10 protein-coding genes are annotated in these 15,128 nt (G+C 65.1%); all 10 read left to right on the top strand.

Annotated features, from left to right (window positions below; translation table 11 throughout):
• Window positions 1-201: 201 nt before the first annotated feature.
• The 10 genes from ACO055_RS07245 (at window position 202) to ACO055_RS07200 (ending at window position 15,061) form a co-directional block, all read left to right on the top strand.
• Window positions 202-2,862, top strand: coding sequence for a DUF4118 domain-containing protein (locus ACO055_RS07245; RefSeq protein ID WP_422061916.1), 2,661 nt, complete (start codon window positions 202-204; stop codon window positions 2,860-2,862).
• Window positions 2,863-2,948: 86 nt separating this feature from the next.
• A complete protein-coding gene (locus ACO055_RS07240; RefSeq protein ID WP_422061915.1) occupies window positions 2,949-4,316 on the top strand; it encodes an amidohydrolase family protein in 1,368 nt (455 codons plus the stop codon).
• Window positions 4,306-5,427 carry a dipeptidase gene (locus ACO055_RS07235; protein WP_422061914.1) on the top strand — a complete coding sequence of 374 codons (1,122 nt, stop codon included), beginning with the start codon at window positions 4,306-4,308 and terminating at the stop codon, window positions 5,425-5,427. The genes ACO055_RS07240 and ACO055_RS07235 overlap by 11 nt, the downstream gene beginning before the upstream one ends.
• On the top strand, window positions 5,420-6,382 hold the full coding sequence (locus ACO055_RS07230) for an ornithine cyclodeaminase family protein (protein WP_422061913.1): 963 nt from the start codon (window positions 5,420-5,422) through the stop codon (window positions 6,380-6,382). The genes ACO055_RS07235 and ACO055_RS07230 overlap by 8 nt, the downstream gene beginning before the upstream one ends.
• Before the next feature lie 151 nt (window positions 6,383-6,533).
• Window positions 6,534-6,707, top strand: a complete 174-nt coding sequence (locus ACO055_RS07225) for a hypothetical protein (protein WP_422061912.1) — start codon at window positions 6,534-6,536, stop codon at window positions 6,705-6,707.
• 447 nt (window positions 6,708-7,154) lie between these two features.
• On the top strand, window positions 7,155-10,163 hold the full coding sequence (locus tag ACO055_RS07220) for a TonB-dependent receptor (RefSeq protein ID WP_422061910.1): 3,009 nt from the start codon (window positions 7,155-7,157) through the stop codon (window positions 10,161-10,163).
• 96 nt (window positions 10,164-10,259) lie between these two features.
• Entirely contained in the window at window positions 10,260-11,807 is a 1,548-nt protein-coding gene (locus tag ACO055_RS07215) for a tryptophan halogenase family protein (protein WP_422061909.1), read from the top strand.
• Between the two features lie 17 nt (window positions 11,808-11,824).
• Window positions 11,825-12,541 carry a SapC family protein gene (locus tag ACO055_RS07210; RefSeq protein ID WP_422061908.1) on the top strand — a complete coding sequence of 239 codons (717 nt, stop codon included), beginning with the start codon at window positions 11,825-11,827 and terminating at the stop codon, window positions 12,539-12,541.
• The gene (locus ACO055_RS07205) at window positions 12,534-13,565 is read left to right on the top strand and encodes a cupin-like domain-containing protein (RefSeq protein WP_422061907.1); all 1,032 of its coding nucleotides are present in this window, start codon (window positions 12,534-12,536) and stop codon (window positions 13,563-13,565) included. The genes ACO055_RS07210 and ACO055_RS07205 overlap by 8 nt, the downstream gene beginning before the upstream one ends.
• Entirely contained in the window at window positions 13,562-15,061 is a 1,500-nt protein-coding gene (locus ACO055_RS07200) for a tryptophan halogenase family protein (protein ID WP_422061906.1), read from the top strand. Before ACO055_RS07205 ends, ACO055_RS07200 begins: the two co-directional genes overlap by 4 nt.
• Window positions 15,062-15,128: the final 67 nt, after the last annotated feature.

Here is a 15,128-nt window from a genome sequence, read left to right as displayed (position 1 = left end):
CCATAGTAAATCGGACATCATCTCTTCTCCGGCAAGGTCGGCCCCGCGGCAGGTGCTGCGGGGAATCCGACAGCATGTGGGCGCCGCTACGCCCCTTCGCCGTAAAGTTTCGCGGGCGAATTTGGGCCCGCGCATAAAGTTTCCATAAAGTTCGGCGGGCTTCGCTTGGCGCGCGCGCCATTGCTCGTCTAAGCCCTTCGCATGCCGACACCGCCCTCTTCGGACAAACGACCGTCGCCCGAGGCGCTGCTCCGCCAGGCGCGGCGTGAGGAGCGCGGCGAACTGAAGATATTCCTCGGCGCCGCGCCGGGAGTCGGCAAGACCTATGCGATGCTTGCCGAAGGCGCGGCGTTGAAGCGCGACGGGGTCGATGTCGTCGTGGCCGTGGTCGAAACGCATGGCCGGGCCGAGACCGAGGCTTTGCTTGCAGGGCAGGAAATCGTTGCGCGGCGCGAACAACAATATCGCGGCCGCACGCTGAACGAGATGGATCTGGACGCCGTGCTCCGCCGCGCGCCGACGCTGGCGCTCGTCGATGAATATGCGCACACCAATGTCGAGGGCAGCCGCCATCCCAAGCGCTGGCAGGACGTCGCCGAACTGCTCGATGCGGGGATTGACGTCTATACGACGCTCAACATCCAGCATGTCGAAAGTCTCAACGATGTCGTCGCGAGCTTCACGCGCGTGCGCGTGCGCGAGACGGTTCCCGACAGCGTGTTCGAAGGCGCCGAGATCAAGCTGGTCGACCTGCCGCCCGACGAACTCATCGACCGGCTGAAGGACGGCAAGGTTTATGTGCCGCAGGAAGCATCGCGCGCGCTCGGTCATTTCTTTTCCAAGCCCAACCTGTCGGCGCTGCGCGAAATGGCCTTGCGCCGAGCCGCGCTCAGCGTCGATCGACAGATGCTTCAGGATCTTGACGCCGGCGGCGTTGCGGGAACCTATGCCGCGGGCGAGCGCATCCTCGTCGCCATCAGCGAACAGCCCGGAGCCGACGCGCTCGTGCGCACCGCAAAGCGGCTCGCCGATGGGCTCAACGCGCCGTGGACGGCGGTGCATATCGAAACCACGCGGAGCGAGAGTTTCGACGAGGAGACGCAGCGCCGGATTGCGGCGGCGCTTGCGCTCGCCGCGACGCTGGGTGCGACCATCGCGACGATCCCCGCCGAAAATGTGATCGCCGGCCTGCGCGGCCAGATCGAGGCCCAGCGGGCGACGCAGCTGATCATCGGGCGATCGCAGCGAAGCTGGTGGTTCGAGCTGCGCCACGGGTCGGTGGTCGAGACGCTGATCCGTGGCTCGCAAGATCTGGCGATACACGTCATCCCGTCGCCCGACGCCTTGGCGACCGAGGGATGGCGCAAAGGGTGGACGCGCGATTGGGGGCGCCCGCTTGCCTATCCCGCAGCGCTGCTGCTCATCGCCGCGACGACGGTGCTTGCCAAACTGGCGCAGCCGCTGATCGGCCGCGGCGCGATCGACCTGCTATATCTCGTCCCGGTCATCTTCACCGCGACGCTCTATGGGCTGCGGCCCGGTCTGTTCGCGAGCGTCGCGGCGGCGCTGGCTTTCAACTTTTTCTTCCTCGATCCTGTCCACACCTTCACCGTTTCCGATCCCCAGAGCGTGCTCACCATGCTGATCCTGACGGGGGTTGCCGCGGTGACGAGCAATCTGGCCGGGCGGTTGCGGACCCGCGCGCGGATCGGCGTGCGTAGCGCCGAGGAAAACGCGTCGCTCGCGGCCTTCGGGCAGGCGCTCGCGCGCGCCTCCGATCGCGAGGCGACGGCAATCGCTACGTGCGAGGAAGTATCGCGCCTGCTCGACGTTCGCTGCGTCATGCTTGCCGAACAGGATGGAACGTTGAGGCCCATCGTGGCGCGTCCCCGCGAGGCGACGATCTCGCCCGTCGATCAGGCCGCTGCCGAATGGGCGTGGAGCAGCGGCGAGCCTGCCGGCCGGGGGACCAACACGTTGCTCGCGTCGGACTGGCAGTTTCATCCGCTCAAGACCGGCCTTGGCGTGCTTGCCGTGCTCGGGGTTGCGCGCGACGATGATCGCGCGCCGATCTCGGCCGACAAGGCAACCCTGCTGTCGACGCTGCTCGGCCAGGCTGCGCTGGCGCACGAGCGGCTTCATCTCGAGGACGAGATGCGCAGCCTTTCGGTGCTGGAGGAACGCGACAGGCTGCGCGCCGCCTTGCTGTCGTCGATCGGTCATGACCTGCGCACGCCGCTGACCGGCGTCACCGCAGCGATCGAAGCGTTGGGGGCGGAGCATCCCGATACCCTGTCGCTGCCGACCGCGCGTGCAGAACTGTCGCGGCTGCGTCGCTTTCTCGACAATCTGGTCGAGCTGGTCCGGATCGACGCCGGAGGAATCCGCCTCAGCATGGCCTCGGTCGACCTGACCGATGCCGTCGCGGGCGTGGTCCATGATCTCAAGGACTTGCTTCGCGGTCATCATATCGATTTTCAGGTTCCGGCGAGCCTGCCCTTCGTCAGGACCGACGAGCGCCTGCTCCATCACATCCTCCTCAACCTGCTTGCCAATGCGGTCCAGCATGGCGGCAATACCGGGCCGATCACGATCGCCGGTCGGCGTACGCGCGATGCGCTGCTGCTGACCATTCGCGATCGCGGCGCGGGGCTGGAGCCCGGGACGGAAAAGACCATTTTCGATACATTCGCACAGGGCGTCGGAAGCGACCGCCATGGCGGCAGCGGCCTCGGCCTCGCCATCGCCAAGGGCTTCGCGGATGCACTCGGCATCGGGATATCCGCGGCAAATCATCCCGACGGCGGCGGCGCCTTCACGCTGACCTTTCCCGATCATCTTGTGGTGACGATGCCCGAATAGGGCGGCTGGCCGACCTGTCGAGCCCATGGCGCAATGGCCGCCACTTTCCTCTTGGCCGAATGGTGCCCGGCGGTTAGCCACAGCCGATGAACCCTTTTCGCCTTTGCGCTCGCCGTCTTGCCGTCTCGCTTATTGTCGGCGTTGCGGGGTTTCCTGCGGGTGCGATGGCTGCTGACGCGGTTCTCTATTCCAATGCAACGATTATCGACGGCACCGGCGCCCCGGCGCGCGCGCGTCAGGACATGTTGGTGGAGGGCGATCGGATCGTCGCGGTCGGCGCGCACGGCAGCCTGGGCGATCGCGCTGCGGGCGGGCGAAAGGTCGACCTGGCGGGGCGCTATGTCATTCCCGGCCTGGTCGACAGCCATGTTCATCTCGCGACGCCGCCCAACCGCGTCCGTGCCGAAGCGATATTGCGGCGCCAGCTCTATGGCGGCGTGACCGCCGTTCGCGACATGGCGGACGATTTGCGGGCGGTCGGCGATCTAGCGCGGTCGTCGCTGGCCGGCGAGATCGCCGCCCCCGATATCTATTATGCGGCGTTGATGGCGGGCCCGCTCTTTTTCGAGGACCCGCGCGTCCTGTCGGTGAGTTTGGGCTTCAAGCCCGGCAACGCGCCGTGGATGCAGGCGATCGACAAGAGCAGCGACCTGCGCACGGCGGTGACGCTGGCGCGCGGCACGTCGGCAACGGCGATCAAGATTTACGCCGACCTTCCGGCCGAGCGCGTCCGCGCGATCACGGCCGAAGCGCATCGCCAGCATATGATGATCTGGGCGCATAGCTCGGTCTTCCCGGCGCGGCCGTCGGAGGTGATCGCTGCGGGTGCCGATGTGATCAGCCATGTCTGTTATCTCGGCTATGAGGCGCAGCCGAAGAACCTTGCCGCATATGAAGACCGCACGCCGGTCCAGGAAGCGTTGCTCGCGCCCGCTGGCGACGATCCGGTCGTCGCGGGATTGTACCGGGCGATGCTCAAGCACGGGACGATTCTGGACGCGACGGGCAATTTGTTCGTGAAGTTCGAGGCCGATCGCAAGGCGCATCCCGAAAAGAAGCCCTTGCGGTGCGGCGGCGCGCAGACGATCCGGTTGACGCAGCAGGCATGGCGCGCAGGCATCCCCATTTCGACCGGCACCGACTATGTCGATCCGGCGAGCGATCGCTGGCCCGAGGTGCATGAGGAGCTTCGCTATCTGGCGAAGGACGTCGGGATGCCGCCGCTCGCGGTGATCCGATCGGCGACGCTTGTCGGGGCACAGGCGGCGGGGCAGGCGACGGACATGGGATCGATCGAAGCGGGAAAGCTCGCCAATTTCGTCGTCCTGTCCGCCGATCCACTCGCCGACATCGACAATATCGAGGCGATCGAAATGACGGTGAAGCGCGGGCGTGAATATCCCCGCGCCGACTATCTGCCGGTGACGCAAAAGGAGCTTGGCGATGACGATTGACCGACGGGCGATGATGTTCGGTGCGGCCGGGCTTGCCGCGACCGCCACGCTGCCGCGCGGCGCGTGGGCCGCCGTACCCGACGCGCGAAAATGGATAATCGTCAACGCGCTCGGCGGGCTTGGCGACCCGAATACACCCGATGCGACGGACCCTTATTCACCGCGCGTGCTGGCCGACGCGCATGCCTCCGGCGTTACCGCGATCAACTGGACCTTCGGCTATGTCGCCGGCCCCGGCGATCCGTTCGAGAAAAGCGTCCGCGACGTGGCGGAGGCCGACATGCTGCTCCGCCGCTATCCGCGCGATCTGCTCAAGATATTGAGCGTCGCCGACATTCGCCGCGCCAAGGCCGAAAAGAAGATCGGCATCATCTACGGCTTTCAGAATGGCGCGATGATGGCGAAGGATGCGAGCCGCGTCGACATTTTCGCGAACCTCGGCGTGCGGATTTTCCAGCTTACCTATAATCCGGCGAACCAGCTCGGCGGCGGATCGATTGCGGCGGACAATCCGGGGCTGACACCCTTTGGGCGCGAGGTGATCGAGCGATTGAACGCGCAGAAGATGATCGTCGACCTGTCGCACAGCGGCGAGCGCACCTGCCTGGAAGCAGCGCGTGCGTCGCAGGCGCCGATCTCGATCAACCATACCGGATGCCGCGCGATCACCGATCTGCCGCGCAACAAGAGCGATGCCGAACTGCGGCTGGTGGCCGAGAAGGGCGGCTTCGTCGGCATCTACTTCATGCCTTTTCTCAACATCTCCGGCCATCCGCGTGCCGATGATGTCGTCGCGCACATCGACCATGCCGTGAACATCTGCGGCGAAGATCATGTCGGGATCGGTACCGACAACACGATCACCGCGATCGACGACCTCAAACTTTATGAAGCCGTGCTGGCGAAAGAGATTGCGGCCCGTCGCGCTGCCGGGAGCAGCGCGACGGGCGAACGGCCCGACACCTATCCCTTCGTCATCGACCTGCGCGGACCCGAGCAGTTCCGCAAGCTCATCGGCCTGCTGTCGGCGCGCGGCTATTCGTCGGCGCGGATCGAAAAGATCATGGGGCTCAATTTCATGCGCCATGCGGAAAATGTGTGGGGTGGCTGAACCGATCGCCTTCATCGACGCAGCGGCGGTCCGCGCGCGGCTGAGCCATGCCGACTGCATTCCGCTCATGAAGACCGCGATGGCCGCGCTTGCCGAAGGGCGGAGCCAGCAATTGCTGCGCGGGATCATCGATCTGGGCGGCGGCGACCTGTTCGGCGTCATGCCCGGCGCGCTCGACGGCGCGGGCTTCGGGGCAAAGATCATCAGCGTGTTCCCGGCGGCCGCCGCGAAAGGCGGGTCGCATCAGGGCGTGATCATTCTCTTCGACCGCGCGAGCGGTGCGCCGGTGTGCGTGATCGACGCAGGCGAAGTGACCGCGATCCGTACCGCCGCGGCGTCGGCGGCGGCGACCGATGCGCTCGCGCGCCCCGATGCGCGGCGGCTTGCGATATTGGGGACCGGCGAGCAGGCATGGCATCATGTTGCGGCGATCCGCCATGTCCGCACCCTCGATGACGTCGTGCTCTGGGGGCGTGACGGCGACAAGGCCGAGGCGCTGGCGCGGCGGATCGGCGGCCTGGGGCTGCCCGCCCGCGTTGCATACTCGGTGGCCGAAGCCGCCGCGGGTGCCGACATCATCTGCGCCCTCACCGCCGCCGCCGACCCGATCCTGCTCGATCGCGACGTGGCTGACGGCGCGCATATCAACGCCGTGGGTTCGAGCCGCGCAGGACCGTCCGAGATCGACGAAGCGCTGGTCGTGCGCGCCCGCTTCATTCCCGACCATCGCGAGGGCGTGCTGGCGCAGGGCGCCGAATATCTGCGCGCCAGGGCAGCGGGCCTGGTCGGGGAAGCGCATGTGTTGCCCGAGATTGGCCATGTCTTCGCAGGCACCGTGCCCGGCCGCCTCGATCCGCGCGATGTCACGATCTATAAATCGCTCGGTTCGATCGTGCAGGATCTGGCCTGCGCTGCGTGGCTGTGGCGCGGGAATGCCAAGATGACCAATATGTAATCCGGCCGCCATCGGCCCGGCAGGGTGGGGCGTTCATAAGGGGGGCGTCGGATGAGCCGGTCCCAGTCCATCCCCCTGACCCTGACCATGGACCGGTTCATCCAGGCGACGCCCATCATCGGGGCGGATCAACTGTCTAGGAGTCGAACCCATGCGTAACTATGCCAAGCTTGCCGCCGCCGCCGCTCTCTCGCTGGCGCTGGTCAGCGGATCCGCTTTCGCCGCCACCACGGCGACCACGCAGCCGGCGAAGAAAGCCGCCACTGCCAAGGCGCCGGTGAAGAAGGCGGCCTATCACAGCGCCAAGAAGGTCGCGAAGAAGTAACAGCAAACCGCACCTCTCTCCGATCCACGAAAAGAAGCCAGTCCGCACCTTGCGCGGGCTGGCTTCTTTTTGCGTGCGCCGATGGTCCGAATCGTCGAAAAACCTGTCTGTCGGGCGGGGCCGCGCCGAACGCGGCTCGCTGCGCATCATTCTTCGCGCGATGCCCGCCAAAGCGTTGCATTCGTAGTCTTTCCGCCGGAAAGCAGCCCGAAGAATGCGAAAACGGCAAACGGAAGGCCGCCCGGCTCACGGGTTAAAAATATAAAATTTCAAGGAGTTGAATAACCCCGATTGGACAGCGGCAGCGCCTGTGCAACGATGGCCCGCACGCTGCCTGCAACGCAAGAGATGCCTGCTCATGCGTTGACAAAGAGAACGTTATCATTTAGGTGAACGTTCACATTACGAATGCTGCCAAATAGAGCGGCTATATTGGGAGGGATAGGGATGCAGGCTTCGCACAAGCATTGGCTCGCCAAATTTCTGGTCAGCACGTCGGCACTCTCGCTGATGGGCGCGCCCCAGGCGGCTATGGCACAGGAAGCTCCGGCGGATAGCGTCGATGGCGACGAGATCGTCGTGACCGGCATCCGCGCCAGCCTGTCGGCTGCGGCAGACATCAAGCGCGAAGCGCAAGGCGTCGTCGATGCGATCTCGGCCGAAGACATCGGCAAATTCCCCGACACCAACCTCGCCGAATCGCTCCAGCGCATCACCGGCGTGTCGATCGACCGGTCGAACGGCGAAGGCTCGACCGTCACGGTTCGTGGTTTCGGCCCCGACTTCAACCTCGTCACGCTGAACGGCCGGCAGATGCCGACCGCACTTATCGGTGACGGCGGCAGCGCGCCGTCGTCGCGTTCGTTCGACTTCGCCAATCTCGCGTCCGAAGGCGTCGCGGCAGTCGAAGTGTACAAGAGTGGCCGCGCCACGATTGAATCGGGCGGCATCGGCTCGACGATCAACATCCGCACCCCGCGCCCGCTCGACAAGCCGGGCATGCACGGCAGCCTTTCGGCCAAGGGGGTCTATGACTCCTCACGCAACCAGGGCAATCCGATCACTCCCGAAATTTCGGGCATCTTCAGCACGACCCTCGCCGACGACACGATCGGCATTCTGGTCACCGGTTCGTACCAGAAGCGCAAATCGAGCACCAACCAGGCCAATGTCGGGTGGCGCGACGGCTATCTGGGCAGCGAGAATAACTGGGGTTCGCTGGCGCAGCCGGGCGATCCGCGCTTTGCCAACATCACCAATCGTCCGGATCCGACCGACGTCTATCAGGTGCCGCAAAACGCATCCTACGACCTCAACGACATCGACCGCGAACGCATCAACGGCCAGGCTGTGTTGCAGTGGCGCCCGATGGACGAGCTCACCGCGACGCTCGACTATACCTATTCGCGCAACACGGTGACGACGCGCAACAGCAACGTCGGCATCTGGTTCAACCATGAAGACACGTCGAGCGCCTGGACCGATGGTCCCGTCGCGGGGCCGATCTTCTACACCGAGCGCTTCGGAGCGCCGCCGGCGCCGCCGAGCACGACGACGCTCAACGGCGGCAAGGATTTGTCGTATAGCGGCGCGCTGACCGATAACCGGGCAGAGAACCGCTCGATCGGTTTCAATCTGGACTGGCAGGGCGATGACGGCGTGAGCCTCGCGCTCGACGCGCATCATTCGACGGCGACCGTGAAGCCGGTCAACCGCTTCGGGTCGAGCATGTCGGTCGGCAACGCGATCTTTGGCGTTCGGACGCAATCGATCAATTTCGAGAATGACCTGCCGATCCTGTCGTACCAGATGTATCCGGGCATCGATCCGCTCAACGCCGCGTTGATCCAGCCGACGGGCAACGCGTTCCGCTCGGCCTATTTCCGCGACGAGATCAACCAGGTGCAGCTCCGCGGCCGCTATGACCATGAGGGCGGTTTCCTCGACAGCGTCGATTTCGGCGTGTCCTATGTCGAGAATAATGTCCGTTCGGCGTTCGGCACGATCCAGAACGACACCTGGGGCGGTGCGGGTCCCGCGGCGGATATTCCCGACGACATCTTCACGCTGGAAACGCTGCCCGACAAATTCCCGGGTCTCGCGCAGCCGGGGATGATCCAGAGCTTCTACAAGTTCGATTTCGAACGAATGGTCGACCTGATCGAGTCGAAATACGGGACGTGCAGCCGTCCGCAAACGGGCTCTCAGGCGATCGCCGGGACCTGTATCGCGAACTATAACACCGACCGCCGGATCACGGAAAAGACGCTGGCGCCCTATATCCAGGTCGCGACCAAGTTCGACCTCTTCGGCAACCCCGCGCATTTCGTCGCGGGCGTCCGGTACGAGACGACCGACATTTCGTCGGCGGCGCTGGTGCCGGTGCCGACGGGAACGCGTTGGGTCGGTGACAATGAATTCAACATCATCTTCTCGGGCGACAGCGACTTCACGCGTTTCAAGGGATCATATCAGAACTGGCTGCCGGCGTTCGATCTCGACGTCTCGCCCATCGACAATGTAAGGCTGCGCGCATCGTACAGCCATACGATCACGCGGCCCGACTATGCCAATATGCAGGGTGGCCGCACGCTCGACACGCTGTTCCGCGTCGGCGGGGGCACCGGTGCGCAGGGCAATCCGGGGCTGATCCCCTACAAGTCGAAGAATATCGACCTGTCGGCCGAGTGGTATTATGCGCCCGGCAGCTATCTGTCGGTCGGATATTTCCACAAGGACGTGAGCAATTTCATCTCGACGACCCGCGTCGATACCGGCGCGTTCGGGTTGAAGACGCCGGTGAACGGGCCGCGCTGGAATGCCGCGGTTGCCGCGCTGGGGCAGAACGCCACAGTGACGCAGATCCGCCAATATATCTTCGCCAACTTCCCGGCGTCGGTGAATATCTCGGGCGGCGGACCGGGCACTTACGTGGGCACGATCGCCACGCTGCCCGAAGATCCGGCGCTGAATTTCCAGGTGACGACGCCGATCAACAGCGACCAGACCGCGTCGCTGAACGGCTTCGAGTTCGCGATCCAGCACGCCTTCTGGGACACGGGTTTTGGCGTCATCCTGAACTATACGATCGTCAACGGCGATGCGACCTATGACAATACACAGCCGTCGTCGGTTCCGCAGTTCGCGCTGACCGGCCTCAGCGACAGCGCCAACGCGGTCGCCTATTACGACAAGAACGGACTGCAGGCGCGCGTTGCCTGGAATTGGCGCGACGAGTTTCTCCAGGGGAGCGGGCCGAACCCGACCTATATCGAGAAATTTTGGCAGATCGACGCAAGCGCTAGCTACGAGTTCATGCCGGGCCTGACGGGTTTCGTCGAGGCGATCAACCTGACGGGCGAGGGCCGACGCGGGCATCTGCGGAGCAATAACAATGTGACCTTCGTGTCGCCGGGTTATGCACGCTATGCCGCGGGCGTCCGGTTCAGCTTCTAGGCGCGAGCCCCCTCCCGCTGGCGAGAGAGCCGCGCCTCCCCGGGGTGCGGCTCTTTTGCGTGACGGAGAGCGCAGACTGTCTTAGGAACGTTCCCAATGACGCAAAAAGTCCAAAAGGTGGTCATCGTTGGCGGCGGCACGGCCGGCTGGCTCGCCGCGTCGCTGATCGCCACCTCGCGCCGCGCAAAGGCAGCGCCGCTATCGGTGACATTGGTCGAGGCGCCCGACGTGCCGATTGTTGGCGTCGGCGAAGGCACTTGGCCGACGATGCGCACGACGCTCGCGACCATCGGGCTGGACGAGGCCGATTTTCTCGCCGCCTGCGACGGCGCCTTCAAGCAGGCATCGCGCTTCGACGGTTGGCGCGATGGCTCGGCGGGCGACAGCTATCTTCATCCGTTCACCACGCCGCCGGCGGTCCCGACGGGCGAGTTGCTCGCGGCGTGGCAGGCGTCGGCGCCCGACCAGCCTTTCGCGGCGGCGATGAGCGCGCAGGCGGCGGTTTGCAACCTTCACCTCGCGCCGCGCCAGCGCGCGATGCCGGGCTATCAGGGTGCGACCAACTATGCCTATCATTTCGCGGCGGAGAAATTTGCGGCGTTGCTGGCGGGGCACGCGACGCGCAACCTCGGCATCGCGCATATCCTCGATCATGTCACCGGCGTCCGTCATGCCGACAATGGCGACATTGCGGCGCTGACGACGGGCAGCGGGCGCGAAGTCGCGGGCGATCTGTTCATCGATTGCACCGGCTTCAAGGGATTGCTGATCGGCGGCGCGCTGGACGTCGAGTGGATCGACCGGAGCGACCACGCGTTCAACGACCGTGCGATCGCGTCGCAGGTGCCGGTGCCGCCCGGCAGCCCTATCGCTTCGCAAACGATCGCGACGGCGCATGAGGCGGGCTGGATCTGGGACATCGGCTTGCCGTCGCGGCGGGGCATCGGCTGCGTCTATTCGAGCCGCTTCATGGATGCCGAGCGGGCGGAGGTCATTCTGCGCGACTATATCGCGCGCGAACTGCCTGGTGCGGTGCCGGAGACCGGCGCGTTCGGGGCACCGTTCAAGCATATCAGCTTTCGCACCGGCCATCGCGCGCGCTTCTGGGAAAAGAACTGCATCTCGATCGGTCTCGCCGCCGGCTTCATCGAGCCGCTCGAGGCGTCGGCGATTGTCCTCATCGAACTGTCGCTGCGCGCACTCACCGACAATTTCCCGGCCGACCGCGCGGCGATGGATATCCATGCCGACCGCTTCAACACATTGTTCCGGTATCGCTGGGACCGCATCATCGAGTTTCTGAAACTCCATTATGTGCTCAGCCGCCGCAACGAACCCTATTGGCGGGCGCATCGGGCGCCCGAACATATCCCGCCGCACCTCGCCGACCTGCTGACGCTGTGGCGCGACCAGCCGCCGTCCTCGTCCGATTTCCCCTATGTCGACGAGATTTTCTCGGCGCAGAGTCACCAATATATCCTCTATGGCATGGGCTTTCCGGCGCCTGTCGGTTGGCCTGCCAGCGACGGCGCCATGGCGGCGCTCGCCGAAATGCGGCAGCGGGCGCGGACGTTGGCCGCCGGTCTGCCCACGAACCGCACCTATCTCGACTCATTGGCCGCCGACCGCGTCGCCGCCGAATAGAAAGAAGACCGAACCGGATGACGAGCCACGCCCTTCTCGACAGCAACAGTCACCGCGACATTCGCGTCCGGATCGACCCCGGCGTCGACCTGGGCGACGGTGTGATGGCAACGCTGACCGTGCCGACCGAATTCCGGCGGGTGCAGGGGCATTTCCCGATCCTTTTCCGCCGCGAGGCGGGGCAGGAGCAGTTCTTCGCGGTCGCGCTGTTCGGGTTCGAAAGCGGCGAAAATCTCTTTCTCGACGGCACCCGCTGGGATGCTGGCTATCGGCCGTTGTCGCTTGCGATCCAGCCCTTTCTGATCGGCCGTTCGGCGAAAGACGATGCGCCCGCGCAGGTTCATGTCGATCTGGCCCACCCGCGCATCGCCACCGACGGCGAAGGCGTGCTGCTGTTCGACGCGAACGGACTGTCGACGCCGTTCCTTGAACAGGTGGCCGACAAGCTGGGCGACCTCGACGAAGGCTATCGCGAAAGTGCTGCCTTTTTTGAAGCGCTTCGCGCGCACGACCTGCTCGAACCCTTCACGCTCGAAGTGACGCTCGACAGCGGGTCCGTCCATTCGCTCGTCGGCTTTCACATCATCGACGAAGCGCGGCTGCGCAGTCTCGATGCCGCGACGCTCGGCGCCCTCCACGCCGCGGGTCATCTGATGCCGATCTTCATGGCGATCGCCTCGCAGGCACAGATCGGGCCGTTGATCGCGCGCAAGAACCGGCGGCGCGATGGCTGACCGCGACGCCCCGATCCATGACCGCCTCGCGGCGGTGCCCGAGCGCGCCTGGGAAAAGGGCGCCAGCCTCGATCCGCTGCTCGACGGCGCGCGCGAGCCTTTCGTGCTGCGCGGCCTCGCTGCCGACTGGCCGCTCGTGGCCGAGGGAAAGACGTCGGCGCGCGCGGTGCGCCAATATCTGCTCGATCGTGCCCGCGACCGGCCCTTCACCGTGTCGATCGGCCCGCCGGGGCACGACGGGCGGTTCTTCTATGACGCCGATATGGAGATGAATTTCCGGACCGGAACGGGCAAGCTCGCCGACATTTTCGCGGGGATCGATACGAGCGAAGAGCTGGGCGATCCGCGCGCCGTCTATCTGGGCTCGGTCGACATGGCGGGCTATTTCGACGGCCTCGCTGACGCGAACCGCATCGACCTCGGCGACCGCCAGCCGCTCGAAAGCATCTGGATCGGCACGCGCACGCGCATCGCGGCGCACAATGATTTCCCCGACAATCTGGCCTGCTGCGCCGCAGGGCGCCGCCGCTTCACGCTGTTTCCGCCCGACCAGTTCCGCAACCTGTATCTGGGGCCGATCGACAATACGCCCGCTGGCCGCGCGATCAGCATGGTCGATTTCCGCCATCCCGACCTCGCCGCGCACCCGCGCTTCGTCGAGGCGATGGCGCATGCGCAGACGGTCGATCTGGAGCCCGGCGACGCGATCTTCATCCCGTCGATGTGGTGGCACCATGTCGAGGGCCTCGCGGACTTCAACATCCTCGTCAATTACTGGTGGCGCCGCACGCCCGCCTGGCTGGGCCAGCCGCAGGAAGCGCTCAACCATGCGATCCTTGCGATCCGCGATCTGCCGCCCGAAGACCGCGCGATCTGGCGCGACCTGTTCGACCATTATGTGTTCGAGGCAGGACGCGATGTCACCGACCATATTCCCGAAGCGGGGCGCAGCATCCTGGCGCCCCTGACCCCCGATAGCGCCGGGCGCCTGCGCGCCTTCTTGTTGAGGACGTTGAGCCGATGAGTGAAGCCAAGCCAGTGCGCCGCGTTGTGATTGCGGGCGGCGGAACCGCCGGCTGGATGATGGCCGCCGCGATCGCGCGCACGATGGGGCATACGGTCGACCTGACGCTCGTCGAATCCGAACAGATCGGCACCATCGGCGTCGGCGAATCGACCATCCCGCCGCTCGTCAATTTCAACCGCATCCTCGGCATTCCCGAGCCCGATTTCATGCGCGCGGCGCAGGCGACCTTCAAGCTGGGCATCCTGTTCGACAACTGGAAGTACGACGGCCACAGCTATTTCCACAGCTTCGGCCTGTCGGGGAAGGATCATTGGTCGGCGGGGTTCCAGCATTTCTGGCTGCACGCGCGGGCGAAAGGCTATCCGCACAGCTATGACGATTATTGCCTCGAGCTGGTCGCGGGGTTGCAGGGCAAGTTCGCGCATCTTCCCGACGACCGGATGAACTATGCCTATCATGTCGATGCGACTCTCTATGGCCGCTTCCTGCGCAAGCTGGCCGAAGCCGACGGCGCCAGGCGCGTCGAAGGCCAGATCCGGAAGGTCGAACTCGATGGCGAGACCGGCGACATCGCCGCGCTGCTGCTCGACGGCGACCGCCGTGTCGAGGGCGATATGTTCGTCGACTGCACGGGCTTTCGCGGCCTGCTGATCGATGGCGCGTTGCACGCGGGGTTCGAGGACTGGTCGCACTGGCTGCCGAACGACAGCGCGATCGCGGTGCAGGCGAAACATCTGGGCCCGCCGATGCCCTATACCCAGGCGATCGCGCATGATGCGGGATGGCAGTGGCGCATTCCGCTCCAGCATCGCATGGGCGCGGGGATCGTCTATGCGAGCGGCTATCTGTCGCGTGACGAGGCGTATGACCGCCTGATCTCGACCGTCGGCGAACCGCTGATCGAGCCGTTCGACATCAAGTTCAAGGGCGGGGTGCGGCGCAAGCAATGGTTCCGCAACTGCGTCGCGGTCGGCCTTGCGGGTGGGTTCGTCGAACCGCTGGAGGCGACGACCGTCCACCTGATCCAGCGCGCGGTGCTGCGCTTCATCCGCCTGATGCCGAACGGCCGCGTCAGCGAGCGCGACGCTGTCGAGTTCAACGACCAGCAGCGGCAGGATATCGAGCAGATCCGCGATTTCGTGATCCTGCACTATAAGGCGACCGAACGCCGCGACAGCCCCTTCTGGCGCCATGTCGCGAACATGCCGGTCCCCGACAGCCTTCAGCAAAAGATCGAGCTGTTCCGCGAAACCGGCCGCACGTTCCGCAAGAATGAGGAATTATTTGCCGAGAACAGCTGGGTCCAGGTGATGATGGGGCAGGGCGTCGACCCGCAAAGCTATCACCCGATCGCCGAAAAGCTGAGCGACGATGAACTCGACCGGCTGATGGCGTCGCTTCGCGAGAATGTGCAGCGCACCGCGGCGACGCTGCCCGAGCATCAGGCCTATGTCGCGCAATATTGCGGCGCGACGGAGCCGCAGGCGGCGTGAGCAGGCTCGGCGAACGGGAAAAGATGAAAGCCGACCGGGTTCGGCTGTGGCAATGCGGCGATGACAC

The sequence above is a fragment of the Sphingopyxis sp. genome, assembly GCF_965227415.1.
Classification (GTDB): domain Bacteria; phylum Pseudomonadota; class Alphaproteobacteria; order Sphingomonadales; family Sphingomonadaceae; genus Sphingopyxis.
This window is presented reverse-complemented; position numbering and strand designations above follow the sequence as displayed.